Source organism: Amycolatopsis sp. NPDC039088, assembly GCF_055598845.1.
In genome coordinates this window covers 72,802-97,820 of sequence record NZ_JBVKAE010000030.1, presented here as the reverse complement: position 1 = coordinate 97,820, position 25,019 = coordinate 72,802, and the positions used below count along the sequence as shown (strand labels likewise).

Genomic DNA, 25,019 nt, shown 5'->3' with positions numbered 1-25,019 from the left:
TCCGCCGCGGATCCGTGCCCGGATCCTGACAGCGGCGGGGTGGCGGAGCGGTGTACTAAAGGGCAGGAGACGGGGCCGTCTCGGGTGCGAGCGTCGTCCTGGCGTCGCAGAGGGCGAAGCCGAGCAGGTTCAGGCCGCGCCAGTGCTCTGCGTTCCCGGCCCGTGGATGGTCGGCGGCGAGACCGATCCCCCAAATCGCGTCGAGCGGGCTGGCTTCGACGAGGACGCGGTTGGCGGTACCGAGCAAGAACTCACGAAGCGCCGGGTTCTGGTCGAATTTGGCGATCGATGCGGCGAGAACGATGCGATAGCGTTCGGCCTCCCACACCGACTGGTCGAATCCGCGTACCTCACGCCCCAGCGCCTTCGCTTCGCGCGGATGCCGGGCCTTCAGGATTCGTGCGGCGCTCTCGACGTCGTCGAAGAGGACAGCCTTGCGCCACATCATGTAGTGCTCGGCCGTCGGGAAGGTTTCACCGTCCGCGGTGAACCTGGCAGGCCACCACTGGCTGAAGCACTCCGGACCGATCGTGCCGTCACGCCGAGGCCGGTGGCCCCAGAAGAACAGGAACTTGACGCGGCGCCCCGCTCGCTGGAGCCGGACGACCTCGGCGACCGAGCGCGGGTTCGTGGACATGCCGGAAAGCATGCTCGCCGTCGATCCGGCGCGCACGCGATTTACCGGTCGGCGGCCCTAGGCCAGCCAGGCGATGGCGCCGCCGATCGCCAGCAGCGCGCCGATGCCCAGGATCACGGCCAGGAACTTGACGCTCTTCCAGGTCGCGTAGACGCCGCCGATCAGGAAGCCGCCGAGCGCGAGCAGCAGCACGGCGATGGTCGAGTTACTCACGTCGGCCACCCTGCCACACGGCCGCCCACGCCCGGCCCCCGGGTACCGCCGCGTTTTCGTCCTCTCAATGCGGTAGTTGCACACACAAGAACCGCACTTAGAGGACTAAACGCGTGCTTAGAGGACGCCCTTCGTGGAGGGAATGCCGCCCGCCCGCGGGTCCGGCTCGGTGGCGGCACGCAGGGCGCGCGCGACGGCCTTGTACTCGGCTTCGGCGATGTGGTGCGGATCCCGGCCGTGCAGGACACGCACGTGCAACGCGATCTGGGCGTGGAACGACAGCGAGTCGAACACGTGCCGCGTCAGCACGAACGGGTAGTTCCCGCCGATGGTGAAGCTGTTGAACTGCTCCGGCTCGCCGAGGTGAACGCAGTACGGGCGCCCGGAGACGTCGATCGCGGCGTGCGCGAGGGTTTCGTCCATCGGGATCCAGGCGTCGCCGAACCGGCGGATGCCGCTCTTGTCGCCGAGCGCCTGCCGCAGCGCCTGGCCGAGCACGATCGCGGTGTCCTCGACGGTGTGGTGCGCGTCGATGTGCACGTCACCGGTCGCCTGCACCTTCAGGTCGAGCGAGCCGTGCACCCCGAACGCGGTGAGCATGTGGTCGTAGAACGGGACACCGGTGTCGATCTCCACCTGCCCCGTGCCGTCCAGGTCCAGCTGGACCGAAATGGACGATTCCTTGGTGGTGCGATCCACCTTGCCGACGCGACTCATCGCGGCACCTCCTTGCTGGCCTCGAGAAAGGCGTCGTTCTCTTCCGGCGTCCCGATGGTCACCCGCAGATGCCCTTCGATGCCGACGTCCCTGATCAGCACACCGTTGTCCAAATAGGACTTCCACGTCGCGGGCGCGTCCGCGAAGCGTCCGAAGAGGACGAAGTTCGCGTCGCTCGGGACCGGCGTGAATCCCAAGCCCAGCAACGATTCCACCACGCGGTCGCGTTCGGCCGCGAGTTTGGCGACCGAGGCGAGGGTGGCGTCCGCGTGCCGCAGCGCCGCGCGAGCCGCGGCCTGCGTGAGCTTCGAAAGGTGATACGGCAGGCGCACCAGCTGCAAGGCGTCGACGATCGCGGGTGCGGCCGCGAGATAGCCGAGCCGTCCGCCCGCGAAGGCGAACGCCTTGCTCATGGTGCGCGACACGATCAGCTTCGCCGGGTACTCCTCGATCAGCTCGACGGCGCTCGGCTGCGACGAGAACTCCGCGTACGCCTCGTCGACCACGACGATGCCGGGCGCCGCTTCGAGCAGCCCGCGCAGCTCGCCGAACGGGATCGATCCGCCCGTCGGGTTGTTCGGGCTGGTCACGAAGACGATGTCCGGGCGGCGTTCGCGCACCAGCGCGGCCGCCTTCTCGGTGTCGAGGGTGAAATCGTCGCGGCGCGGCACCGGCAGCCAGTCGGTGCGGGTGCCCGCCGAGATGATCGGGTGCATCGAGTACGACGGCTCGAAGCCCAGCGCCGAGCGGCCGGGGCCGCCGAAGGCCTGCAGGATCTGCTGCAGGATCTCGTTGGACCCGTTGGCGGCCCACACGTTCGACTCCGACAGCAGCACGCGGGTGGAGACCGCGAGGTAATCCGCGAGATCCTGCCGCAGCGCGACGGCGTCGCGATCGGGGTAGCGGTGCAGTGAAGCGGCCTCGGCGCGGACGGCCTCGGCGACGTCGGCCACCAGCGCGTCCGGCGGCGGGTACGGGTTTTCGTTGGTGTTGAGCCGGATCGGCACGTCCAGCTGCGGCGCGCCGTACGGGGTCTTGCCCCGCAGGTCCTCCCGCAACGGGAGCGAGTCGAGCGTGATCTCCTCGCCGATGGTCATGCCCGCTCTCCCTCGAACCGCGCCGTGATGGCCTCGCCGTGCGCGGGCAGGTCCTCGGCGTTGGCCAGCGCGACGACGCGGCCGGCGATCTCACGCAGCGCGTCCTGGCTGTAGTCGACGACGTGCACACCCTTGAGGAAGCTCTGCACCGAAAGCCCGGACGAGTGCCGCGCGAACCCGCCGGTGGGCAGGACGTGGTTCGACCCGGCGCAGTAGTCGCCGAGCGAGACCGGCGCGTAGGCACCGACGAAGATCGCGCCGGCGTTACGCACGCGGGCGGCGACCTCCCGCGCGTTCGCGGTCTGGATCTCCAGGTGCTCGGCCGCGTAGGCGTCCACGACGCGGATACCGTCGTCCATAGTGGACACCAGGATGATGCCGGACTGCTTGCCGCTCAACGCCTCCGTCACCCGCTCGGCGTGTTTGGTCGCGGCGACGCGCCCGGTCAGTTCCTTGTCGACCGCGTCCGCGAGTTCCTCGGACGTGGTGACCAGCACGCTCGCGGCGAGCGGGTCGTGCTCGGCCTGGCTGATCAGGTCGGCGGCGACGTGCACCGGATCGGCGGTCTCGTCGGCGAGGATCGCGATCTCGGTCGGCCCCGCCTCGGAGTCGATGCCGATGATCCCGCGCAGCAGCCGCTTGGCCGCGGTGAGGTAGATGTTGCCGGGTCCGGTGACGGTGTCGACCGGCTCCAGCGTCGTGCCGTCGGTGTCGGTACCGCCGTAGGCCAGCAGCGCGACGGCCTGCGCCCCGCCGACGGCCCACACCTCGTCGACACCCAGCAGCTCCGCGGCCGCGAGGATCGTCGGGTGCGGGAGACCGCCGAACGCGGCCTGCGGCGGCGAGCACAGCACCAGCGTGCCGACATCGGCGATCTGCGCCGGGACGACGTTCATCACCACGGTCGAGGGGTAGACCGCGAGCCCGCCCGGCGCGTACAGCCCGACCCGCTCCACCGGGATCCAGCGCTCGGTGACGGTGCCGCCGTCGACGACCTCGGTCGTGACGTCCTGGCGGCGCTGATCGCCGTGGACCTTCCTGGCGCGGACAATGGACTCTTCCAGCGCCTCGCGGACGGCCGGATCCAGGTTCTCCAGCGCGCTGGAGAGCTCCGCCGCCGCCACCCGGACGCCGGTGGAACGGACACCGTCGAACCGCTCGTTGTACTCGAGAACCGCCTCGACGCCGCGATCGCGGACCGCCTCGACGATCGGCCGTACGTGATGCAGCGCCGCGTCCACGTCGTACTCGGCACGCGGAAGCGTGCTCCTGAGCTCGGCAACGGACGGGACCTGTCCACGCAGGTCGGTACGGTTCAACATGGCTCAAGGGTACGAGGTGGCCGGATCGCCCCGAGCAGGCACACTGGGGTGGTGACCAGTGATCCCACGATGAGGGAGGCCGCCGTGCCGCGGATCGCGTTGTGCCAGCTCACCGCGGCCGAGGATCCCGAAACGAACCTGAAGCTGATTCGCGAAGGCGTGGCAGCCACGGCGGCCGACGGCGCGCGGATCGTGGTCTTCCCCGAAGCGACGATGGCGCGCTTCGGCGTCCCGTTGAAACCACTGGCGGAGCCGCTGGACGGGCCATGGGCGTCCACTGTGGCGTCCATCGCCGAAGAGCACGGTGTGGTGATCGTGGCCGGCATGTTCACGCCGTCGCCCGATGGGCGCGTGAGCAACACGCTGCTCATCACCGGCGGCGGGCAGCACTTCGGCTACGACAAGATCCACCTGTACGACGCGTTCGGGTTCGCCGAATCCGACACGGTCGCGCCGGGGACGGCGCCGGTCACGTTCGAGGTCGACGGGGTCACGTTCGGTGTGGCGACCTGCTACGACGTCCGCTTTCCCGAGCTGTTCCGGAAGCTGGCCGACGACGGGGCCGACATCGTCCTCGTGCCGACGTCCTGGGGCGCCGGCGAAGGCAAGCGCGAGCAGTGGGAAGTACTGGTGCGCGCCCGCGCGCTCGACTCCGGCTGCTGGGTCCTCGGCTGCGGGCAGGCCGATCCGGCCGCGAGCGGGACCCGGGTGAACCCGAAGGCGCCGACCGGGATCGGCTACTCGACGGTGTCCGACGGTTTCGGGCGCGTCCACGCGCAACTGGGGGCCGGGCCGGAGACGGTGGTCGTCGACATCGATCCGGCGGTCAGCGGGAAGGCGCGGGCGGCGACAGGGGCGCTGGCGAACCGTCGCCTTTAGCGTCGACTGATCGCTCGAAGAAGGATTCGAGCACCACGATCGTCTGCGTACCGGTGACGCCTTCGATGGCGTACAGCCGGCGCAGCGAAGCCTGCAGTTCCTCGGTGGTCGGCGTGCGCACCTTCACCAGCACCGAAGCCGGACCCGCGATGACGTGCGCCTCCACCACCTCCGGCAGCGCCTCCAGCGCGGCCTTGGTCGGCGAATCGCCCATCCACGAGTTGGCCTCGACCAGCACGAACGCCATCACCCCCCGGCCGACCGCGGCCGGGTCGACGTCGACGGTGGTGCGCCGGATGACGCCCTGCTCCCGCAGTTTGCGGACCCGTTCGTGCGCGGCGCCCGCGGACAACCCGACCGTCTTCCCGAGCGCGGCGTACGCCTGAGTCGCGTCCCGCTGCAGTTCGGTCAACAGCATGCGATCTACGTCATCCATGTGTTGACCATATCAAGTTCAGCGGTTCATGATGAACGCAGTATTTCATTCAGACATCTGGGGTTTTCATGGACATGGTCAAGGCACGCTTCGAGGTTCTCGACGAACGGTTCGCCCGCGTCAACGGGGACGAGTGGATGCGACGTCTGCACACCGGCTGCCGCTGGACCGAGGGCCCCGCTTACTTCCCCGCCGGCCGGTACCTGGTCTTCAGCGACATCCCGAACGACCGCGTGCTGCGCTGGGACGAGACGACGGCCGCGGTCGGCGTTTTCCGCGAACCGGCCGGATTCCACAACGGGCACACGGTCGACCGTCAGGGCAGGCTCGTCAGCTGCGAACAGGGCAACCGCCGGGTGACGCGCACCGAGCACGACGGCACCACCACCGTGCTCGCGGAGACGTATCAGGGGAAGAAGTTCAACAGCCCCAACGATGTCGTCGAGGCCTCGGACGGCGCGATCTGGTTCACCGACCCCAGTTACGGAATCGACAGCGACTACGAGGGCCATCAGGCCGAAAGCGAGATCGGCGCCTGCCACGTCTACCGCGCCGACCCGGCGGACGGCTCGGTGCGCATCGTCGCGGACGACTTCAGCCGCCCCAACGGGCTCGCCTTCTCCCTCGACGAGTCGCTGCTCTACATCGCCGACACCCGGCAGAACCCCAGTCACATCAGGGTTTTCTCAGTGGACAACGGACGGCTTTCCGGCGGCGCGATCTTCGCGACCAGCGACGCCGGTGGCTTCGACGGCGTTCGCGTGGACGCCGCCGGCCGGGTGTGGGCCGCCGCGCACGACGGTCTGCACTGCTTCGCGCCCGACGGCACGCGGATCGGGAAGCTGCTCGTCCCCGAGGTGTGCTCGAACCTGACCTTCGGCGGGCCGCGCCGGAACGACCTGTTCATCACCGCGTCCAGTTCGGTCTACACGCTGCGGGTGAACTTCTCCGGCCCTCGCTAGCGCAGCAGGCCTTCCCGGATCGCCACCCGCACGAACCCGGCCCGCCGCCGTTCGCCGGTCTTGTCCCGGATCCGGTCGAGATAGGACCGCACCGTCCGCACGCTGATGTTCAGGATCTCCGCCACGTCGACGTCCCGTTCCCCGGCCGCGACCAGCCGCAGGACCTGCTTCTCCCGTTCGGACAGCACGATCTTCGGACCGGCGTGGCGGTCTTCGCTGTCCTGGATGATCATCCCGGCCAGCGTCGGCGACACGTACGCGTTGTCGTCGGCGATGGTGCGGATGGCGCGCAGGAGTTCGTCACCGTCGACGTCCTTGGAGAGGAAGCCCTTCGCCCCGGCCTGCATCGCGCCCAGGACTTCGGGCTGTTCGGCGTGCGCGGACACCACGAGCACCTTGTGCCCCATCTGCCCCACCTCGAGGACCGCCGCGGCGTCCTGGACACCGCGCAGCTTCAGATCGAGGACGACGACACTGCCCGGAGGCTGTTGCTGGACGGCGAACCGCGCGACCGAGTCGGCGACGGCGCCCAGCGCGATGTCGGGCGCTTCGGTGAGGACACGTGCGACGGCGTCCCGGTACAGCGGATGATCTTCGATCACCCCGACGTTGATCGGGGTGGTGCGTTTCGGCTGCTGCTCTTCTGCGTTCACCGGCGTCCTTCGAATCCGCCCGCGTCGTCGCGAGGCGCGACCGGCCGAGACGGGCCGGGCACCTCCGACGGAGACGCGAGCCCGAGCTGGATGGCCTTGCGGACCAGGCCGGCCCGCCTTCTCTCTCCGAGTTTGTCACGGATCCGGTCCAGATAACCCCGGACCGTCCGGACTCCGATACCGAGGATGCGGGCGATGTCGACGTCGCGTTCGCCCGCGGCGACCAGCCGCAGCACCTGCTTCTCCCGAGCGGAGAGCGCGACGTCGGGAGCCGACACGGGCCGGTCGGCGTTGTCCTTGATGATCATTCCGGCCACCACCGCGGAAACGTAGGCACGGCCCTGCGCGACCGTCCTGATCGCGATCAGCAGTTCGTCGACGTCGACGTCCTTGGACAGGAATCCCTTGGCACCGGCGGCGATCGCGCCGAGCACCTGTTCGGATTCCGCCTGCGCGGACACCACGAGCACGTGATGCCCCAGTTCGCACACCTGCAGCACGGCGGCCGCCCCGGCGATCCCCGGCAGGCCGAGATCGAGCAGCACCACACTGCCGGGCGGTTGCGGGTGCACGTGGAACTTGGCGACCGAATCGACCACCGCGCCGAGTTCGATCCCTTCCGCCTCGGTGAGGACCCGGACCACGGCATGCCGGTACAACGGATGGTCTTCGATCACCGCGACGTCGACCCGGTCGGTCTCCGGCCTGTCTTCAGTCATCTGCACGTTCCCGCTCACCCCGTCCCACCCGCCGACGACACCGTGCGGCCCGCTCGCGCCGGATCCAGCGCGGGCCCCCTCGGCACCAATGCCAGCAACCCATTCGGAACCGGTTGCCGTTCGGCTTGGCCGTAACCGAGCGAAGCGAGTGCCTCGGCACTCGCCACCGGGTACTTCGACCCTGTGTCGGTCACGACGTACACCGTGCCGGAACCGGATTCCGTCACCACCGCACCTCCCGAGGGAGGCACGAAAACCTCGTCGGCGACCAACGCGTCCGTGCGCGCCGTCACCGAGATCGCCTTCGCACCTTGCGGCAACGGGACCTGTGCGGAGATAACGATTCGAGAACCCTGCGCGCATAACGTCACGGACTGTCCGGTAACGGGCGCTTTTCGCGGGATCCGGTCCGGATACTCCGCGGGATCGGCCCCGCCCGCCCTCGCCGTGCCGACCTTCGGCACCGCGGCGACGTCGGCCGCGCGCACCGCGACGGGCGCCGGGACGCCGGTGTAGGCGTCCGCGTTCCGCGGTGTGTTGATCAGCAGGCTCGCCTCGGTCTGGCCGATCGGTTCGAGACCGTCGGCGTGGACGAGGTAGTACGAAGTCGCGTCGCCCGGTGACGCCATCGCGTCGATCACGCCGAGCACCGAACCGACCTTCGTCGCGGTGTCACCGACCCGGGGACCGGTCCGCCCGGCGTCCTCGACCGCGCGGTAGGCCAGATCGCGTCCGGCGGCGACGGTGCCGATCCACCGGGAGGACACCGCGATCGGCGGATAGGTGTCGAACTGCAACGTCGCGGCGGCCTCCGGGGTGAGCTTGTAGCGGCGGCCCGCCGTCACGAGATAGCGCTCCCCCTCGGGGACGCGGACCACGACGGCCTGGTCCCTCGGAAGGTCGATTCCGGCGGCGGGAGCGCCGAGGAGCACCGTCGTCGCCGGTTCGGCCGACGCGGGCGCGTCCTGCGTCGTGCGTGAACAGCTCGTCCACGGCGTGTTCACCAGCGCGGCGGCCGCGGGCAGCGAGTCGGGGGCACCGGGGATGCCGATCTGCGCGCCGCGCGGCACCTTCGCGAGCTTTTCCGAAGGGACGGTCACGGTCGCCTCGCCGTTGCCGCCCGCCATCAGCCGCGCGGAGGCGTAATTGAGCACCGGATGCAGCGCGCCGTCCTGCCCGAGGATGTACCGCGCGCCGGTTTCCTCCTCGACGATCACCTTGCCGCCAGCCAGCCAGTCCTTACCGCCGGAAGGGTTCAGCAGGCCGATCACGCCGAACACGGCGGTGATCAGCAGGGCGACGCCGAGGCCGCACAACGTCCCGATGACCAGTCTGCGGCTCGGGGCGACGGGATGGTTGGCGTCCGCCGAGACCAATGCCGAAACCAGTCTCCTGCGGAGGAATTGGTAGGCCTGGATCTGGTCCCGCTGCGTCCACACGCTCCCGTCCCCCGCCGTTCGTACCCGCCCCGATCGAGGGTGTTCACGTTAGGTTCCGACCGCGATTCGCGGTGAGGGTAATTTTTACGCCCTCCCGCGCGCGAGCGGGCACTACCGTCGGGGCGCGTGCACGGAGGAGGGGAAGTCCTTGTCGGTTGAAGCCCCGGCCCGCTCGGCCCCGGAAGAGGCGCCCGCTCGCCGCACCGCGGGCACGGCACCGCTGCCCTGGCTGCTGCCGATCCGTCCGCTGCAGGCGGCGCTCTGGGAGATCGCCGGGATCGCCGTCCTGCTGGCCTTCACCGTCGACGGGATCGCGCAACCCGCGCGGATCGGCATCGCTGTCGCGGCAGGCATCCTCGTGCTGACGACGTCGGTCCGCTTCGCCGGACGCCACGCCGCCGGCTGGCTGCTCACCTGGGCCGGTTACCGGCTGAAGCGTCGTGACAAGAGCGAGGTTCCCGATCCGCTGCACCGGCTCGCCGGTCCCGTCCGGGTGCGTCAGCACGTCGACCGCGCGGGCAACCGGTTCGGCGTCGCCGAGGTCGGCGACGGCTGGAGTGCCATCGTGCGGCTCACTCCCGGCGCGATGTCGCCCGGGCCGGACGCGCTGGTCGGCATTCTGCGCGAGGCTTACGCGGGCACCGGGATCCCGTTGTCCAGCGCGCAACTGCTGACCTGGACCGTCCCCAATGGACAATCGGTGCTCCGGGTCCGCTGGCTCGCCGTCCGGTACCGGCCCGAGGACGCGCCGATCGCGGCGCTCGCCCGCGGCGGTGGCGAACTCGGCGCGCTGCGGAGCACCGCCTGCGCGGCGCTGGCGCTGATGGGTTCGTTGGCGGAGGCCGGATTCGAGAGCACCGTGCTCGAAGCCGGCGAGGTGGCGCGCGAACTGCGCGTGGCGCTCGGCAGCGGCCAGGACGCGCCGGTGCACGGCTGGCGGTCCTGGGACTGGGGCGGCGCTTCGCAGGTCTGCTACCGGCCGCGGTCGGAGCGGGATCTCGCGCGCACACTGGATCTTCACGTACCCGGCTCGGCGTTCACCGCGACTTCGTACACGCTGCGCCGTTCTCCTGGCGGGCGCGAGACGTCCGAGGTGACCATCCGGGTCGGCGGACGGCCGGGAGCGGAGCCGATGCGGCCGAGCGGGATCGCGGTGACCCCGCTGCACGGACGGCACGCGGCGGCGGTCCGGCGGACCCTGCCGCTGGCGCTGGAGGACTGAGGGGACGGTTCGTGGAGGGCACCTTTCCTCTCTGAGGGTAGGGAAGGAGCCCTCCACGGACGTAAAACCACCGCGTTTCGTCCTCTGAACGCGGTAGTTGCGCGTCGCAAGTACCGCGTTCAGAGGACTAAACGCATAGAGGGGACGAGGGGCCGTCAGCCGCGCACGGCTTCGTAGACCCCGGCGATCATGCCGACGAACGGGATCAGCGAGAGCAGCACCAGGAACTCGATGATGTCGAGAGTCCTTGCCCAGTAAGGAGAACGGCGTCCCTTCGCGACGCGGGTCGCGTAGGTGAGGCAGACGCCCGCCGCGACGACGACGGCGCAGCCCGCGCCGAACACGAACGAACGCGGCCCGCCGGCGGCGAGCCAGAAACCGGCGGCCGCCAGGGCCGCCGCGCCGAACCCGATGAGCACGACCCGCTGCGAGCGGCCGGCGAACGCGCGCGAGCGCAACATCAGCGCCAGCCCCAGCAGCGCGCACAGGCCCGCTTCCCAAGCGCCGCCGGAAGACGACAGAACCACCGAAGCCGAGACCACGACAAGTCCGAGCGCGACGAGCAGCCCGGTCAGCAACGCCTGCGCGTAGGTCGTCCCACCGAGCATGTCCTCGCCGAGCGAGGGGTTCTCGTCGGCGCGGAAGGCGTCCATGTCGTCAGGAACCCGGGGCAACGGCAGCCTGCCGAGCCGCAGCGCCAGCATCGGCGCCACCGCGGCCAGCGCCGTCGCCACGACGGCGACGACCGCGGCCGCCGAAACCGCGCGGACGTCGGCCAGGAGGGTGATGGCGGTGGTGATCGCGCCGAGCCCGGCGGAAACCGTCACCGCGACGAACCACGGCAGCCGGTCCGCCACCGAAACGGCCGCGATCACGCCGTACACGGTCACCACGGCGAGTCCGGCGGCCAGCGGCCCGGCAGACAGCGAGAACAGTGGATGCGGCGGCAGGATCGACATCCCGGCCAGCAGCGCGGCGCCGACCCCGGCGAGCGCGCCGGCGGCACCGGCCTCCGCGTCACCGTACGCGCGGCTCAGTGCGCCACCGCCGAGCACGAGGACCAGGGCGAGCAACCCGGTCCCGATCGGTGCCAGCACACTGCCGGACGCGGCCGCCTGCACGAGCAGGCCACCGGCGAGCAGCAGTACCACCGACGCGACGATGCCCGCCTTACGCGCCACCGACGGCCCCCAACGGCCGGTGCCCGACTCGGCGACGCTGGCGATCGAGTCGACGACGTCGTCGAACAGCAGCGGACCCCGCGGGCGTTCCCGCGGGGTCAGGTGCAGCACTTCACCGTCACGCACCTGCGCCGCGGCGACCGTGAGCCCGAGTGCCAGCGGGGCGCCGCCGAGCCGCGACAGCACCCAGCCCGGATGCTCGGCCGACGCCTGCCCCGAAGCACCCGCGAGCCGGACGAGCTGCGGTACCAGTTCGGCGAACGTGCTCTGCTGCGGCAGCGCCACATCGACGCGCGCCCGCGGTGTCACCACCGTGACGCGCCGGGTGGAGCCCGCGATCGCGGCGGTCATGCTTCGATCGACTTGGCGGACTCGATGACCGGGGCGAATTTGGCGCTGCTGGCCTCGGCCAGTTTCTGCAGCCCGTTGTTGACCGCCTCCAGCACGATCTCCGAAAGGTTGCGCGCGTCGTACTGGCGCAACGCGCGCGGGTCGATGTCGATCGAGGTGAACCGGCCGTCACCGCGCAGCACGACGGTGACCTCGTTCTGCCGCGAGTGCGCCTTGACCTCCATCGCCTCGACCGAACGCTGGATGCGCTGCACCTGTTCGGTCTGCTTGCGGACCTGGTCCAGCAACTCGTCCATGTCCGGCATGGCGTAGGGGTCGGTGGTCACGAGTCTTCTCCTTCGTCTGCGGGGAAATCCCGCCGGACGTGGACACTGCCCACGAACCGGCGGAAGTCGTCGCCGAGCCGGCGTGCCGTCTCGGGCGGTGCGGTACAGGCGATCTCGAGGATCAGCCGGTCGGCCGGGGTCGTGCCGGGCACGGTCAGCAGGACCTGGGTCTGCACGAGTTCCTGTCCCTCGCCGGTGCGGACGCGCAGTACCTGCGTCACGCCGGGAGCGTCCGGAGCGCCGATCACCTTGCGCCGCAGCACTTCGAGCGCGGCCATGGTCCGGCCGAGGCGTTCGACGGCCTCGTCGGCGATGTCGGTGACCCCCGTCTGGTCGGGCCGCTGCCCGACGCTCAGGGTGATGTTCGGGGTGAACTCCCCGTCCGGTGCGGAGTGCACGGCCACGAAGACCGCGCCCTCGGCGCCGACCGACGCGGGCTCGACCGGCGCCCAGCCTTCGGGGATGTCGAAACCGAGCGGGAGGGAAACCCGGTCCTGCGGCATGGTTTCGCTCATCCCGGTCACCACGTGCCCACGTAGGAGACAGCGTCGTCCCACGCCTCGCCGACGGCGTCCGCCGCCTGGCCCGCGGCACCGCTGACCGCGTCGACGGCCGCGCCGCCGTACTCGCCCACGGTGTCCGCGATCTTCGGCAGGTCGATGTCGATCTTCGCGCCGATCCCGGCGCCGAGGCCGAGCGCGACACCCGCCTTGAAGTTGACCTTGACATGCCCGGCGTCGTAGACGGCCTGGCCGTCGAGCTGCGCGCCGAGTCCATATTGGAGGGTGCCGCTCGCGCCGACACCGACTCCGGCCACATCGGCGGCGAGTTCGCCTTCGAGCTTGCCGCCGACGAAAGCGTTGGCGTGCAAGCCGACACCGTGCGCGCCCGCCTGGACCGAACCGTTGACCTCACCGCCGACGAACGCGGTTCCCTTGGCGCTGCCCGAGGCGACGCCCCATTCCTTCTTGCCTTCGAGTTCTTCCTTGAACGCCGCCAGTTCGGCGTGCCCGGAAGCCTTGACGTCCCAGCCCTGCGAGGAGACCTTGGCGTCCCAGCCCGGGGAGAGACCGTCCTGCTCCTGCTTCCACTTGAGATAGGTGATCTCGGTGCTGTTCCAGGCCTTGTCCCGCAGGCCTTCCGGCTTCGGCCTGCCGAACGGGGTGTCGGCGGCGCGCGGGGCGCGCGTACCTTCGAGACCGTCCCAGGTGAGCTTCTTCCAGCCGGAGTTGCCGAACCAGGACGGATGCGACCGCGGCCGTTTGCGCCCGTCGAGGGTTTCGCCGTTGAGCCAATACAGCGGGCCGCGGCCCCATTTGCCGAGTTCGTGCTCGATCCGGCCGACACCTTCCGGCGGGAACAGCCGCGCGAGTTCGTCGCTCAGCTCGTCGGCGATCTCCTGTGCCGCCTGTGCGGCGCGTTCGCCGAGCTGCCGGGCGGCGGAGATGAACGCGTTGACCGCGCCCGCGTTCGCCGTCCGCGCCTGACTGGTGAGCTGGGCGGCGTACTGGTCGAACTGCGCGAGGATCGAGTCCACACAGGACCGTGCGCCCTGCAGCGCTTGCGCGCCCGCGCGGAGCCTGCTCGACTGGTCGCTCAGTTTGGCGCCGAGTTCGGCGAGTTCCTGGCTCAGTTTCGCCGCCGAGGTGGCGAACGCGAGGTAGGCGTCACCCTCCCAGGACGCGTTCAGCGCCTTGGCCGCCTTGCCGATCTCGTCCGCCCGGCCCGAAACCGTCGAGGCCCGCTCGCCGCAACGCCGCGCCGACGCGTTCAGCGCCGAAGGGTCACCGGTGACCCGCTGCTGGTACTCGACCACGAGGCGCCGATAATTCGACAGGATCGAACCGACGACGCCCGACGCGTCGACCACACCGCTCCCCCACACGGCTACCTGCCCTTCGCCGGTGAGTCAGCTCCCGCATCGATGTCGATGTGCTGCTCGAAGTGCTTGCCGCCGTAGTTCATGTCGATGTCGATATCGATGTCCTGCCCGCCCGGCGCCTGCACGGTGGACTTCCCGGTGCTCAGGTCGGTGGTGATGGTGACCTGGTTGCCGTTGCCCGCGCCCGGCAGCGATCCGCCGGTCGAACCGGAACCCGCACCGCCGCCAGAGGGTCTGTCCACCGGGATCCACGCGTCGGCGCCCCCTGGCCAGTTGCCCTGGGAGCCGTTGCCACCCAGCGCCGGTGGCCGGTACTGGGTGAACGGGGGCGTCTCACCCGGCGTCGAACCACCGCCGGAAGCGCCGCCCGCGCCGCCGCCGGTGCCGCCGATCGCGGCCTGCCCCGCGCCGCTGGCGACCGAACCCGGCGCCTGCGGGCTGCTGACCGGCGTGCCGGAGACGGCCGCGTTGCCGGCGGAGGGATTGCCGGAGTCGTTGTGCCCGAACAGTTTCTGGACTTCGCCGATGATGGTGGCGATCTGGGTGATCTGGTTGGCGAGGTCGACGACACCGAGCGCCTTCAGCAGCGCGCCGATCGCGGTGATGAACGCGCGCAACGAGGCACTGGTGGCGGTGGAAAGCGCGACCGCGGCGCCGTAGGTCCACGGATTCGACATCAGGCCCGCGACCGTCGGGTTCACCGCCGAGACCACCGCTTTGTAGGCTGTCTGGGCGGTCTTGACCAGCGTCCCGGCGACACCGAGCAGCTCGGCGCCCCTCTGCACGACCTGGATGATCTTGTTGAGCGAGTTCAGGGAGTCGGTGATCTTCTTCAGCGCCGAGTCGGACGCGCCACCGGACCAGACCTTGCCCAGCTGCTCGGCGGCCTTCGTCACCTCGTTGTACATGGTGAGGAACTCGTTGGCCTTCTTGAGCACCTCGAGCACGTGCTTCGCGATCTGCTCCGGCTGCCCGGTGAGGATCTGCGGCAGGATGGTGATCGGCCCGCCCGAGGACGCCGTGGCGTCCATCGCGCTGGAATTCGGGTAAGTCAGCATGGAACCTCGCTCCTCAGGCCGGAAGTCAGACGGACGCCGGGCGGTACACGCTGACCTTCGCCAGGCCGTTGATGTCCGCTTCGACGATTCCGTGGTTGTAGAGCAGCCCGCCTTCTCCGGCGATGGCGATGATCGGCTTGCTGTCGGAGAACAGGAGCGGTTCGACCACGACGACGTCGCCGCTGTGCACCCCACCGGGGACGTCGCCGAAGTTGCGGGCCGTACCCGCGTAGACCTCGATGACCCCGACCCGCGCCTGGTTGTCGGCGTCACCGGCCAGCCAGTCGTTGAAATCCGAGACACCCTGGAACCGCGCGTCGGTGATCGGGTGGTCGCCGAGCTGCCCGAGCCGCGCGTCCCCCAGGTAGCGCAAAACGTTGCCGACCGAGGACGGCTCACCGTTCGCGCCGGCGCTGTCGTTGATGGCCAGCGTCGCCAGTTCGGACGCGTGCGAATTCCCCCAGATCGACGACCCCGACCCGGCCCCGCCCGCCGGACGGCCGCCATACCCGCCCGCGACCGCCTCGTCGGCGGCCTGGTAGGCGTCGGCGCTGCTCTTGATGAAGCCGTTGATCTGCTGCAGCAGTTGCAGGAGGGTGCGGACGGCGACCACCTGCTGGCTCTGCATGGCCGTGTTGGCCGCCGCCACCGCGCTGCCGAACGTGGCGAACGACGTCGGCTGCAGTACCGTGCGCTCGAGATCGGCGACGACGTTGATGCCCTGCATGATGATGCCGCCCAGGTTCCCGACCGCCGAGCGCATGGCCTCGGGCTCCGCCCGGTACTCGCCCGTGCCGACCATGGTTCTCCTTCTCTCGTTCCCCCACGTCTGCGCCTGTGCCAGCAGCGTAAGTTCGTCACGAGACGCGAGCGGACGGCAAAAGTACCCACCGCGAGGGCGGCACGAGTGGCCAGAATGATCGGCAGGATTACCCACAAGCGGCCAGAAAGACCCTGATGAGCGCCACTCGCGACCGCCTGCCGGCCCTGGGCGAGCAGCCCGGTGAAATCGTCCTGCAATCCCCGCCGATGCTGCCGAAGGGCGGTGGCGGCGGAGCCATGCAGCTGCTGATGTTCATGCCGATGATGCTCGGCATGGGTGCCATGTCGTTCGTCTACATCGGACGCGACGGCGGCGTGATGACCTACATCTTCGGCGCGCTGTTCCTCACCGCGATGGCGGGCATGGTCGTGATGTCGCTCGGGCGCGGCGGCGCGGCGAAGAAGGCGCAGATCAACGAGGAACGCCGGGACTACCAGCGGTATCTGACCGGTCTGCGCGGCCAGGTCCGCGACATCGCGGACAACCAGCGCGCGGCCATGACGGCGTTGCAGCCCGATCCGGCCGATCTCTGGGCGTACATCGAAACGGGCAGGCTGTGGGATCGCCGCCGGTCGGATTCGCAGTTCGGGCAGGTGCGCGTCGGGACGGGGCCGCAGCGGCTCGCGACGCCGTTGAAGGCGCCACAGACCGTGCCGCTCGAAGACCTCGACCCGGTGTGCTCGACGAACCTCAAGCACTTCATCCGCACCTACTCGACGGTCGACGGACTCCCGGTCGCGGTCTCGCTGCGGTCATTCGCGCAGGTCACGCTGTCCGGCCGCCGCCCGGACACGCTCGGCACCGCGCGGGCGCTGCTGACCCAGCTCGCGACCTTCCACTCACCCGGCGACCTGCGGATCGCGCTGTGCGTCAAGGACGACCGGCTGCACGACTGGGAATGGGCGAAGTGGCTGCCGCACGTCGCCTCCACCGCCGCCGACGCCGCCGGTCCGCGACGGCTCGTCGACGCCGACTCCGGCAGGCTCGCCGACCTGCTCGGCCCCGACCTCGGCGACCGGCCCGCGTTCACCCGGCGGCCGGACGCCCGGCTCGACCTGCCGCAGGTCGTCGTGATCGTGGACGGCGGGCACACCCTCGGGGACACCCGGCTCGTCGCCGAGGAGGGCAGGCTCGGCGTCACGGTGGTGGAGATCGGCACGGAGCAGCCGCGCTCGGCGTCGTCCGAACGGCTTCTCAGCCTGCACATGAGCCCGGAGCAACTGGGGATGGTCGTCGGCGACGGCACCGAGCAGCGGCTCGGTTTCCTCGGCACACCGGACACTTTGGACCGCGGGGCCGCCGAAGCGCTGGCCCGGATGCTCACCCCGCTCTTCCAAGGGGCGGCGGTGGTCAGCGAGGCGCCGATGTCGGCCACGTTCGGGCTGGCCGGGCTGCTCGGTATCGGCGACCCACGCGACACCGACACCGCGGTCACCTGGGCACCGCGTTCGGCGCGCGACCGGTTGCGGATCCCGCTCGGCGTCAACCCCGAAGGCAGGCCCGTCGACCTGGACCTCAAGGAGTCGGCGGAAGGCGGGATGGGTCCGCACGGGCTGGTCATCGGCGCGACCGGATCCGGGAAGAGCGAAGTGCTGCGGACGCTGGTCACCGCGCTCGCCGTCACGCATTCCTCGGAAAAGCTCAACCTCGCGCTGATCGACTTCAAGGGTGGCGCGACCTTCGCGGGGATGACCGGGCTGCCGCACACCTGCGCCGTCATCACCAACCTGTCCGACGATCTCGCGCTGGTCGACCGCATGGCGGACGCGCTGAACGGCGAACTGTTGCGGCGTCAGGAGCTACTGCACGCGGCGGGGAACTACGCGTCGGTGCGGGACTACGAAAAAGCCAGGGAATCCGGTGTCAACCTGCGGCCGCTGCCGTCGTTGCTGGTGATCATCGACGAATTCAGCGAACTGCTGTCCTCGCGGCCGGAGTTCATCGATCTGTTCGTCGCGATCGGGCGGCTGGGGCGGAGTCTCGGGATCCATCTGCTGCTGGCGTCGCAGCGGCTGGAGGAAGGACGCCTGCGCGGGCTGGATTCCCACCTGTCGTACCGGATCGGCCTGCGGACGTTCTCCGCTTCGGAAAGTCGCGCGGTGCTCGGTGTCGCGGACGCCTACCAGCTTCCGCCCGTGCCGGGGTCGGCGTATCTGAAGTCCGACAACGACACCCTCATCCGGCTCAAGGCCGCGTACGTGTCGGGTGAGCTCCCGCCGCGCAGCAAGATCGTGCGCAAGGACGGCCAAAGCCTGGGCTTGATGCCGTTCACGCTGGCGCCGGTGGAGATCCCGGTGACCGTCGAGGCGGAAGAACCGGCAGAAAAAGGCACCGGCGAGACGATCATCGGCGCGATGCTCTCCCGGCTCGAAGGCAAAGGCCCGGAAGCGCATCAGATCTGGCTTCCGCCGCTGGCCGAGCCTCCCACGCTGGACCAGTTGCTGCCGCCGCTCGGCGAGGATCCCGAACGCGGTCTGTGTCCGCTGGGCTGGGGCGGCAACGGCAAGCTGATGATCCCGGTCGCCTTGGTGGACAAGCCTTTCGAACAGCGGCGCGACATGCTGTGGGCTGATTTCTCCGGTGCCGCCGGGCACGCGCTGATCGTCGGGGCGCCGCAGAGCGGCAAGAGCACGCTGATGCGTGACATCGCCGCGATGCTCGCGCTCACCCATACACCGGAAGAGGTCCAGCTGTTCGTCCTGGACATGAGCGGTGGCGCGCTGGCGCCGATCGCCGGGCTGCCCCACGTGTCCGGCTACGCGACCCGGCGCGACGCCCAGCGCTGCCGCCGGGTCGTCGCGGAACTGACGACCTTGCTCGAACAACGTGAAGAGTTCTTCTCCGCCAACGGGATCGAGTCGATCACGGCGTTCCGTCAGCGACGCTCCGAGTTCCGCGAAAGCACCGAAGGCAGGGAATTCGGCGACGTCTTCCTCTTCGTGGACAACTGGACCACGATCCGGCAGGAATACGAACAGCTGGAGGAGCAGATCACCGGCCTGGCCTCACGAGGGCTCGGTTTCGGGATCCACGTCGTCGTCTCGATCAACCAGTGGATGGGCATGCGGGCGCCGCTGCGTGACGCCATCGGCACCAAGTTCGAGCTGCGGCTCGGTGAATCGGCGGACTCGCTGATCGACCGCAAGATCGCACAGAACGTGCCGTCGGACAAGCCGGGACGTGGGCTGACGGCGGACAAACTGCACTTCCTCGCAGCGCTCCCGCGGATCGACTCGGATCAGCGGCCGGAAACCGTCGGCGCGGGCGGGCTCGAGCTGAACCGGCGGATTTCCGCCGCGTGGAAGGGACAGCCCGCGCCGTCCGTGCGGCTGCTGCCGCCCGAGATCCCGCTCGACTCACTGGAGGCGGGGCCGCGCAAGCAGGTCACGCTCGGCATCGCGGAATCGAATCTGCGGCCGGTGTACCTCGATTTCGCGACCGAACCGCATTTCGTGGCGTTCGGCGACGTGGAATCCGGCAAGAGTTCGCTCCTGCGCGCGATCGCGCACGGCATCACCGCGAAGTATTCGCCGGAGGAGGCCGCGATCGTGGTCGCCGACTACCGGCGAGGGATGCTCGGTGCGGTGGCGGAATCGCATCTGCTGGGTTACGCGGGTTCCGAGACCGCGTTGACCGGGCTGATCGACCAGTGCCAGCAGGCCATGCGGAACCGGCTTCCCGGCCAGGACGTCACACCGGAGCAGTTGCGGAACCGGTCGTGGTGGCGGGGACCGGAGCTGTTCGTCCTCGTCGACGACTACGAGATGGTCGCGACGGTGGGCCGGAACCCGTTGCAACCGCTGCTGGAATTCCTGCCGCAGGCACGGGACATCGGTCTCCACCTCGTCATCGCGCGCGGCAGCGGCGGCGCCGGGCGTTCACTGTTCGAGCCTGTGCTGCAACGGATCCGCGAACTGGGGTCGCCGGGGATCGTGATGTCCGGGTCGCGTGAGGAGGGCGCGCTACTCGGCGACGTCAAACCGGAGCCTCAGCCCGCCGGGCGCGGCGTGCTGGTCTCACGGCGGCACGGGACGGGGCTGGTCCAGGTGGCGTGGACGAAGCCCGTGGAGGACTGAGTTCACCGGATCAGCGCGAGCAGTTCGTCGAGCGCCTCCGCCGGACCGCCGTAGGTGAGGTGCGCGATGGCGAACATCGGTGCGATCACCCGGCTCCAGGCGTACAACCGGTCGCCGTCGAGTCCGCAGGCCGTCGCCACCTGGTGGCATCGGACCTCGACTCCTTCGTACCCGGCACCGGCGACCACGTAGTCGACGGCGTCGAAGCACGGATCCCCCACGCATGCCTTCGGGTCGATCGCGATCAGCCCGCGTTCCGGCCCGCCGTCCAGCACGTTGCCGAGGTGCAGATCGCCGTGCAGCAACACCCGGGTCGTCTGAGTGTCCAGCAGGCTTTCGCAGCGCTGGATCGACCGCTGCCAGTCGGCTTTGCCGATCCTCGCACCGATGGCCGGTTCGGACAGCCTTCCGCCGATCCGGGCGAAGGCCTCGTCGAACCGGCCACGCAAATCCCACGGCCAATCCTCGGGCGCGGGCACGGTGTGCAGTGCGGTGAGCAGTTCGCCCCAGCGCTGTGGCAAGGATTCCCGCGGCAGGTCTTCGGCGGTGGTGCCGGGCAAGACCTCCTCCAGCACCATCGCCCCGGCGTCCGCGTCGGCGGCCAAGACTGCGGGCACCCGTCGCGAGGGCGCGAAGATCCGCAGCATCTCCTCCTGTCTGGCCACCAGTTCCCGATCCAGGCTGAGCTTGAGGACAGCCGGGGTCCCGTCCTGCCATCGACAACGCAGGACGACGGAGGAGGCTCCGCTGTCGAACATCTCACCGAGCGCGAAACCCCATCGTGAGGCCAGTCTCGCGCCGAGACCGGGGACTTCGGCGAGCCAGCCCTCGGCATCGGGACCGAAGCGACTCACCAACCTCGCGCTGACTTCTTCCCTGTTCACCGCGCCAGCTTGCCTTCCGCTCTCCCGTTCGGGCATCTCGGCCCGCGCGACGCCGACCGTTATCTTGGTGGAGTCATGAGCTTGGATCTGCCCGCTGTCCACGCCGCCACGGCCGCGCAGTATCAGCGCTTCACACCGGGCATCGAGGACATGGACGCCTACCTGGTGCGTCAAGTGAAGGACAGTTCGCACCGGGAGGCGATGCGCCCGCGGCAACGGCGGACGGCACGTGCTCTGGATCGACCCGGCCCGCGAGCTCGTCATCGCCTCCCGCTGGGGCGACCGCGTCGAAGAACTGATCCGCGAGGTCTCGATCGCCGTCCCGACCCGGTGAAGCGAGAGCACGGGGCGCCGCGCTTCGGTGGCCTGGCCGACAGGTACCGATGAGACCTAACATTCGCCGACCGTCAGCAGCACCGGCCGCATGTGGGTGTCAGCGAGTACGTCTCAAGCCTTGAGCAGGTGGACCGGCGTTACCTCCTGGCAGTGGGCGATGACGTCGAACCACTCGCCGAGTGAACCGCCGGTCAGGTGGTGGGCGGCGTCATCGCCGGGATCGTAAACGGGGCCGATCAGCCGGATCTTCGCCGGCCGGTCCAGCCACCCCCGGACCGGTGCGGGGCTCGCGACACGCAGATCCAGCAGATAGGCGTCCACGTCGGTACTGCCGAGTACGGCATCAGCGAACTCTGCCGGTGGCGCGGGGATGGGGTGAGATGTCAAGCCGTGATGGAAGGTCAGCCCCACAGAAAGGTAGCCGGAGCCGAAGTGCTCACGAAGGTAGCTACCGGCGCTGCGGTGGACGGCAGGCGGCCTCCCGGGAATGGTGCGTGACGCGCCGTTGACCATATGCGCCATGCCACCCCAGTAGACGACCTTGTGTCCGGTGCTCTCGTGCCACCGGATCGCGTCCTGCGCCAACAGCCGTTCGATGTCGCCGAGATCGGCGGGCAGGGGCTCGATGGGCCGGGCATCCTCGGCTGTGTTGGCGATGCGGACCGGATCGGCCGGATACCGCTGGTTGCGGCGACGCAGCCAGTCAACGACATCGAGGAGTTCCGTGGTCCGCCAGAATGACCTGGCGTTGGCCAGCAACGCTCGTGGGTCACCGATTCCGGTTCGCACGTACTCGTCGAGCGCGACGCTCGTCGCGTCGTCACCTTCGAGTACTAGAGAGCGGAATCCGAGCTCCTCGACGAGGAACCTCAGTATTCGATGGGAAAGGACGCAAAGCTCGTGCGTGTCACGGGTCGAGGCACCGAGCGCGACAAGACTCGCGTCGCGCACCATGTCGCGCAACGGTAGAAGGTCGTCGATCGGTCCTTTCGAATCAGAGGTGGCCAGTGGGTGAGCGTGCTGTTTGATCCACTGCGCCGCGGTGTCGGTCGTCGAGGTCGTCATGTGACCACCCTCATACCTACACCTTGGTAGAGGTCAAGCCAAACGCTGCTGCCAGTGGATTGACTCTCGTCGCCTTCTCCGCGTAAGAACGCCCGCCATTCGGCATGACAGAGCACGGGCAAGGGCCGCTCTACCCCAGTGAAGGACTTCGGCCCCCGCAAACGCCACATCACCTCACTGCCGCTCTGAACCGTGATCACCAACGACGACTACCGGGCGACTCCCTGTTCCACAACGGATCAGGCCGCAAGAAGACCGGTTCGCAACCCTGACACCGACTGATGTTCGAGTTCCTGAGTAAGTAAAGACAGGGAGTGCAATAAGCACGTCTTCGACCTGCTCGACGCGCTCACTCCCTGCCGAACCCAACTCGAACACGCCATCGGCCGATGATGCGCGCCAGCCGCGCCCGCGTGCAGCGACACGCCGTCCCGTAAGTCAGGGGGAAATCGAAGAGGAGTTCACGCCCGTGAGCGAGTCCAACCACACCAAGACCGCCTTCGTCGTCGGCGCGTCCCGCACCGCGGGGCCTGGCACTGGCCGCCGAGCTCCTGAGGCGCGACGGGAAGGTCATCGGGGCCGTCCGCGGCGAGCACCGTGCCGAGTTGCACGAGCTGGCCAACCGGACCAGCAAGTCCGCGCTCAACCAGTTGATGCGCAGCTACGCCGCCAGCCACGCCGCCGATCCCGTCACCGGCACCCGAACCTTGCTTCTGATCAACCCGGCTGGGTGCAAACCGACCTTGGTGGACCCGGCGCGATACTCACCGTCGACGAGAGCTTGACCCCACCGGACGTGGCACAGTCGACGACGCCGGATCGGCATCGCTGTGTCCACTTCGTACTCTTCGACGAAGCTCATCGCAGTATTTCCTTTTCGTCCTTATGAAAGCAGGTATGCGGCTGGCTCCCAGTGGGCAGGTCGTCGGGAACAGCGTCCGTCGCTACAGCATCTCGGCGGAGAAGGCCGGATCAGGTTCGGCGCGTCCGTCGTCGTCAGGATGTCGAACAGGAAATGGTCTGGCCAGCGTAATCAGTTCGTGATCATTTGTGGTGTGAACGACCTACATTGGATCTTCGCGCCGACGATTACGGTGCAAGGAGAGCCCACCGGAATCGATTCGGCGGGGGGAGCGCGAGATCCTGGCAAGGGAGATATCCACATGAAAGTCCGAAAGATTCTGGCATCCAGTGCGGCCGTGGTCATGGCGGCCACCGGAATGTCTTTGGTCTCGGCGGCGCCAGCATCGGCGGCTTTCTCCTGTCGTGCCGAGTCCAGCATCAAGAAGGTCTGTTACAACGGCTTCTCCTCTGGGCAGTGGACGGGCAACATTCAGCTCATCAAGGTGTCCAGCACCTACAACTACGACGCCTACTTCCGCGTAGAAGCCGTGGGGGGCGGAAGGGATCTCGTGTGCTTCCCGGCCGGCGGCTCACGCACCTACGATCGAGGCACCCGCCAGGTGGGCACAACCATGGTGGGAGGAAGGCTTGGTTGGGGTTTCCCGGCGCCTTGTTGAGTGGTGATCGGAACCGGCGGGACGACGGTCGGCGGACGTAGCCATTGGTTCTGAATCCGAATATCAGTCGCCAGAATTGCCGATGCCGGGTGCGTAGCGCGCCCGGCATCGGTGTCTAGCGACATCGAGAAGGTTGTTCGTCGCGGCCGCGATCAGGAGGTCATGGCGACGGCGTGCTCGATCGCATCGGCGAGAGTTATTCCGGTCAATGCGCCACCCGATGTCGGTCCGGATGAAGAAGTCTGCGTACGTTCCGCCGCTGTGGTAAAAATCGATGCCACGGTGATGGTGAGCGATGACCTGCGTTCGCGTGCGCACTCCCTCGTCAAAGAGTTCAAGCCAGATCGCCCCAAGAAGTGCTGGGTGGCGTCGAGTGGGGCCATGAGGCCGCCGACGACTACTGCGATCTCCTTCGCGCGGCGGGCCATCACGCCGGTGAACGCGTCGCAGTCCGGGATGTAGCTCGCGAAGGTGGATGCGTGCCGTCACCGTTCTCGACCTGGTGCATCAACGTCGTGTTTTCCCGCAGCGTGCCGAACACATCGACGTAACACACCTGGCGTCGCCGCCACAGACCTGCTCGAATCGTTCGTTCAGGTCGGATGTCCGCCGGTTGCGCGTTATCGATGACGTGCAGCCGGCGGGTGTACTCGACATGCCAGCGCGCAAGCACTTTTCGCTGGTTTCTCGGCGAATCCCGAGGCTGCAGGCGGCCAACGACCGACCCGCGCGCTCGGCGCGGGCAAGGATCCTTCCTACCCAGCCGAGATGTTCCGGGTCACCCGACTCCAGCGACAAAGGAGACCCGCAGATCCGCAACCACCAGCTGATCATGTCGCCCCGACCGAAAGCAGGTGGACGACCCGACCCGGCGACATCCGCTCAAGCAGAAGAGCGCACTCATCGCGGCAATTGACCGCGCTCACAGCGCCACCTCCGCAGCCCCTCGGTGCGGATCCCGATCAGGGCGCCCCGCAGGGCCCATCGACGCCGGGTGAGTACCAAGCGGGCCAACTACCGTGCTCGACTGGCCAATCGAAGCGCTCAGTCACACGGCCACAGAACGCCCCCCGAAGCGGCAGATAGCGTGATCAAGTGACAGATAGCGCGATAAATCACCGTTCACTCTCCGCGTAAATCCGGTCACGGAACACAGTGGTGATCGAACTCACGTTCGAGTATGATCATGGGCATGACCCAAACTCTTGTCTATAACCCGAA

Annotated in this window: 24 protein-coding genes; 6 read left to right on the top strand and 18 right to left on the bottom strand. The window is 68.8% G+C overall.

Annotated elements, in window-relative coordinates:
• Positions 1–55 precede the first annotated feature (55 nt).
• The 5 genes from ACZ7KI_RS32150 to hisD form a co-directional block, all read right to left on the bottom strand.
• Positions 56–637 (bottom strand): NADAR family protein, encoded by a 582-nt coding sequence (locus ACZ7KI_RS32150; protein WP_470276783.1) that lies wholly within the window; start codon positions 635–637, stop codon positions 56–58.
• Positions 638–694: 57 nt separating this feature from the next.
• A complete protein-coding gene (locus tag ACZ7KI_RS32145) occupies positions 695–850 on the bottom strand; it encodes a hypothetical protein (protein ID WP_465505461.1) in 156 nt (51 codons plus the stop codon).
• Between the two features lie 117 nt (positions 851–967).
• On the bottom strand, positions 968–1,567 hold the full coding sequence (gene hisB, locus ACZ7KI_RS32140; RefSeq protein ID WP_007029930.1) for an imidazoleglycerol-phosphate dehydratase HisB: 600 nt from the start codon (positions 1,565–1,567) through the stop codon (positions 968–970).
• Complete coding sequence (locus tag ACZ7KI_RS32135) at positions 1,564–2,664, bottom strand: histidinol-phosphate transaminase (protein ID WP_470276782.1); 1,101 nt, start codon at positions 2,662–2,664, stop codon at positions 1,564–1,566. Before ACZ7KI_RS32135 ends, hisB begins: the two co-directional genes overlap by 4 nt.
• Positions 2,661–3,986 (bottom strand): histidinol dehydrogenase, encoded by a 1,326-nt coding sequence (hisD, locus tag ACZ7KI_RS32130; RefSeq protein ID WP_470276781.1) that lies wholly within the window; start codon positions 3,984–3,986, stop codon positions 2,661–2,663. Before hisD ends, ACZ7KI_RS32135 begins: the two co-directional genes overlap by 4 nt.
• An 84-nt stretch (positions 3,987–4,070) precedes the next feature.
• Between hisD and ACZ7KI_RS32125 the strand changes: the two genes are divergently transcribed.
• Positions 4,071–4,865 (top strand): carbon-nitrogen hydrolase family protein, encoded by a 795-nt coding sequence (locus ACZ7KI_RS32125; RefSeq protein ID WP_470276801.1) that lies wholly within the window; start codon positions 4,071–4,073, stop codon positions 4,863–4,865.
• Here the strand turns inward: ACZ7KI_RS32125 and ACZ7KI_RS32120 are convergent.
• Positions 4,813–5,301: an Lrp/AsnC family transcriptional regulator gene (locus ACZ7KI_RS32120; RefSeq protein ID WP_470276780.1), complete on the bottom strand. Its 489-nt coding sequence runs from the start codon at positions 5,299–5,301 to the stop codon at positions 4,813–4,815. The genes ACZ7KI_RS32125 and ACZ7KI_RS32120 overlap by 53 nt on opposite strands.
• A gap of 68 nt (positions 5,302–5,369) precedes the next feature.
• Here ACZ7KI_RS32120 and ACZ7KI_RS32115 point away from each other — a divergent pair, with 68 nt between their 5' ends.
• On the top strand, positions 5,370–6,263 hold the full coding sequence (locus ACZ7KI_RS32115; protein ID WP_470276779.1) for an SMP-30/gluconolactonase/LRE family protein: 894 nt from the start codon (positions 5,370–5,372) through the stop codon (positions 6,261–6,263).
• Here the strand turns inward: ACZ7KI_RS32115 and ACZ7KI_RS32110 are convergent.
• Genes ACZ7KI_RS32110 through eccB form a run of 3 tightly spaced genes read right to left on the bottom strand, consistent with a single transcriptional unit; the run spans position 6,260 to position 9,074 of the window.
• Positions 6,260–6,916 carry a response regulator gene (locus ACZ7KI_RS32110; protein ID WP_465505466.1) on the bottom strand — a complete coding sequence of 219 codons (657 nt, stop codon included), beginning with the start codon at positions 6,914–6,916 and terminating at the stop codon, positions 6,260–6,262. The two genes, ACZ7KI_RS32115 and ACZ7KI_RS32110, sit on opposite strands and share 4 nt — an antisense overlap.
• Complete coding sequence (locus ACZ7KI_RS32105) at positions 6,913–7,635, bottom strand: response regulator transcription factor (protein WP_465505467.1); 723 nt, start codon at positions 7,633–7,635, stop codon at positions 6,913–6,915. The genes ACZ7KI_RS32110 and ACZ7KI_RS32105 overlap by 4 nt, the downstream gene beginning before the upstream one ends.
• Positions 7,636–7,649: 14 nt before the next feature.
• On the bottom strand, positions 7,650–9,074 hold the full coding sequence (gene eccB, locus ACZ7KI_RS32100) for a type VII secretion protein EccB (RefSeq protein WP_470276778.1): 1,425 nt from the start codon (positions 9,072–9,074) through the stop codon (positions 7,650–7,652).
• A 148-nt stretch (positions 9,075–9,222) separates the two neighbouring features.
• Between eccB and ACZ7KI_RS32095 the strand changes: the two genes are divergently transcribed.
• A complete protein-coding gene (locus ACZ7KI_RS32095; RefSeq protein ID WP_470276777.1) occupies positions 9,223–10,296 on the top strand; it encodes a type VII secretion protein EccE in 1,074 nt (357 codons plus the stop codon).
• Between the two features lie 155 nt (positions 10,297–10,451).
• On the opposite strand, the gene eccD is transcribed toward ACZ7KI_RS32095, so the two are convergent.
• From eccD to ACZ7KI_RS32065, 6 genes are read right to left on the bottom strand one after another with little or no spacing between them, the layout of a single operon-like run.
• A complete protein-coding gene (gene eccD / locus ACZ7KI_RS32090; RefSeq protein WP_470276776.1) occupies positions 10,452–11,828 on the bottom strand; it encodes a type VII secretion integral membrane protein EccD in 1,377 nt (458 codons plus the stop codon).
• Positions 11,825–12,154 (bottom strand): YbaB/EbfC family nucleoid-associated protein, encoded by a 330-nt coding sequence (locus tag ACZ7KI_RS32085; protein ID WP_470276775.1) that lies wholly within the window; start codon positions 12,152–12,154, stop codon positions 11,825–11,827. The genes eccD and ACZ7KI_RS32085 overlap by 4 nt, the downstream gene beginning before the upstream one ends.
• The gene (locus ACZ7KI_RS32080; protein WP_470276774.1) at positions 12,151–12,669 is read right to left on the bottom strand and encodes a hypothetical protein; all 519 of its coding nucleotides are present in this window, start codon (positions 12,667–12,669) and stop codon (positions 12,151–12,153) included. The genes ACZ7KI_RS32085 and ACZ7KI_RS32080 overlap by 4 nt, the downstream gene beginning before the upstream one ends.
• Positions 12,670–12,674: 5 nt before the next feature.
• The gene (locus tag ACZ7KI_RS32075; RefSeq protein ID WP_470276773.1) at positions 12,675–14,024 is read right to left on the bottom strand and encodes a WXG100 family type VII secretion target; all 1,350 of its coding nucleotides are present in this window, start codon (positions 14,022–14,024) and stop codon (positions 12,675–12,677) included.
• Between the two features lie 17 nt (positions 14,025–14,041).
• Positions 14,042–15,094 carry a hypothetical protein gene (locus tag ACZ7KI_RS32070; RefSeq protein WP_470276772.1) on the bottom strand — a complete coding sequence of 351 codons (1,053 nt, stop codon included), beginning with the start codon at positions 15,092–15,094 and terminating at the stop codon, positions 14,042–14,044.
• A gap of 25 nt (positions 15,095–15,119) precedes the next feature.
• The gene (locus ACZ7KI_RS32065) at positions 15,120–15,896 is read right to left on the bottom strand and encodes a WXG100 family type VII secretion target (RefSeq protein WP_470276771.1); all 777 of its coding nucleotides are present in this window, start codon (positions 15,894–15,896) and stop codon (positions 15,120–15,122) included.
• Positions 15,897–16,051: 155 nt separating this feature from the next.
• Here ACZ7KI_RS32065 and eccCa point away from each other — a divergent pair, with 155 nt between their 5' ends.
• Positions 16,052–19,993, top strand: a complete 3,942-nt coding sequence (gene eccCa, locus ACZ7KI_RS32060) for a type VII secretion protein EccCa (RefSeq protein WP_470276770.1) — start codon at positions 16,052–16,054, stop codon at positions 19,991–19,993.
• A gap of 2 nt (positions 19,994–19,995) precedes the next feature.
• Here the strand turns inward: eccCa and ACZ7KI_RS32055 are convergent, their stop codons facing one another.
• From ACZ7KI_RS32055 to ACZ7KI_RS32045, 3 genes are all read right to left on the bottom strand, one after another.
• Complete coding sequence (locus ACZ7KI_RS32055; RefSeq protein ID WP_470276769.1) at positions 19,996–21,051, bottom strand: aminoglycoside phosphotransferase family protein; 1,056 nt, start codon at positions 21,049–21,051, stop codon at positions 19,996–19,998.
• A gap of 273 nt (positions 21,052–21,324) precedes the next feature.
• Positions 21,325–22,278, bottom strand: a complete 954-nt coding sequence (locus ACZ7KI_RS32050; RefSeq protein ID WP_470276768.1) for an erythromycin esterase family protein — start codon at positions 22,276–22,278, stop codon at positions 21,325–21,327.
• Between the two features lie 661 nt (positions 22,279–22,939).
• Positions 22,940–23,140 carry a hypothetical protein gene (locus ACZ7KI_RS32045; protein WP_470276767.1) on the bottom strand — a complete coding sequence of 67 codons (201 nt, stop codon included), beginning with the start codon at positions 23,138–23,140 and terminating at the stop codon, positions 22,940–22,942.
• 193 nt (positions 23,141–23,333) lie between these two features.
• Between ACZ7KI_RS32045 and ACZ7KI_RS32040 the strand changes: the two genes are divergently transcribed.
• A complete protein-coding gene (locus ACZ7KI_RS32040; protein WP_470276766.1) occupies positions 23,334–23,798 on the top strand; it encodes a hypothetical protein in 465 nt (154 codons plus the stop codon).
• Between the two features lie 111 nt (positions 23,799–23,909).
• The gene (locus tag ACZ7KI_RS32035; RefSeq protein WP_470276765.1) at positions 23,910–24,260 is read left to right on the top strand and encodes a hypothetical protein; all 351 of its coding nucleotides are present in this window, start codon (positions 23,910–23,912) and stop codon (positions 24,258–24,260) included.
• Positions 24,261–25,019: the final 759 nt, after the last annotated feature.

Coding starts and splice junctions, on each gene's coding strand:
- ACZ7KI_RS32065 (WP_470276771.1), bottom strand. CDS start 15,896: ATGGTCGGCACGGGCGAGTACCGGGCGGAGCCCGAGGCCATGCGCTCG.
- ACZ7KI_RS32135 (WP_470276782.1), bottom strand. CDS start 2,664: ATGACCATCGGCGAGGAGATCACGCTCGACTCGCTCCCGTTGCGGGAG.
- ACZ7KI_RS32150 (WP_470276783.1), bottom strand. CDS start 637: ATGTCCACGAACCCGCGCTCGGTCGCCGAGGTCGTCCGGCTCCAGCGA.
- ACZ7KI_RS32045 (WP_470276767.1), bottom strand. CDS start 23,140: ATGAGCTTCGTCGAAGAGTACGAAGTGGACACAGCGATGCCGATCCGG.
- eccD (WP_470276776.1), bottom strand. CDS start 11,828: ATGACCGCCGCGATCGCGGGCTCCACCCGGCGCGTCACGGTGGTGACA.
- ACZ7KI_RS32120 (WP_470276780.1), bottom strand. CDS start 5,301: ATGGATGACGTAGATCGCATGCTGTTGACCGAACTGCAGCGGGACGCG.
- ACZ7KI_RS32070 (WP_470276772.1), bottom strand. CDS start 15,094: ATGCTGACTTACCCGAATTCCAGCGCGATGGACGCCACGGCGTCCTCG.
- ACZ7KI_RS32080 (WP_470276774.1), bottom strand. CDS start 12,669: ATGAGCGAAACCATGCCGCAGGACCGGGTTTCCCTCCCGCTCGGTTTC.
- ACZ7KI_RS32115 (WP_470276779.1), top strand. CDS start 5,370: ATGGACATGGTCAAGGCACGCTTCGAGGTTCTCGACGAACGGTTCGCC.
- eccCa (WP_470276770.1), top strand. CDS start 16,052: ATGAGCGCCACTCGCGACCGCCTGCCGGCCCTGGGCGAGCAGCCCGGT.
- hisD (WP_470276781.1), bottom strand. CDS start 3,986: ATGTTGAACCGTACCGACCTGCGTGGACAGGTCCCGTCCGTTGCCGAG.
- ACZ7KI_RS32105 (WP_465505467.1), bottom strand. CDS start 7,635: ATGACTGAAGACAGGCCGGAGACCGACCGGGTCGACGTCGCGGTGATC.
- hisB (WP_007029930.1), bottom strand. CDS start 1,567: ATGAGTCGCGTCGGCAAGGTGGATCGCACCACCAAGGAATCGTCCATT.
- ACZ7KI_RS32050 (WP_470276768.1), bottom strand. CDS start 22,278: ATGACGACCTCGACGACCGACACCGCGGCGCAGTGGATCAAACAGCAC.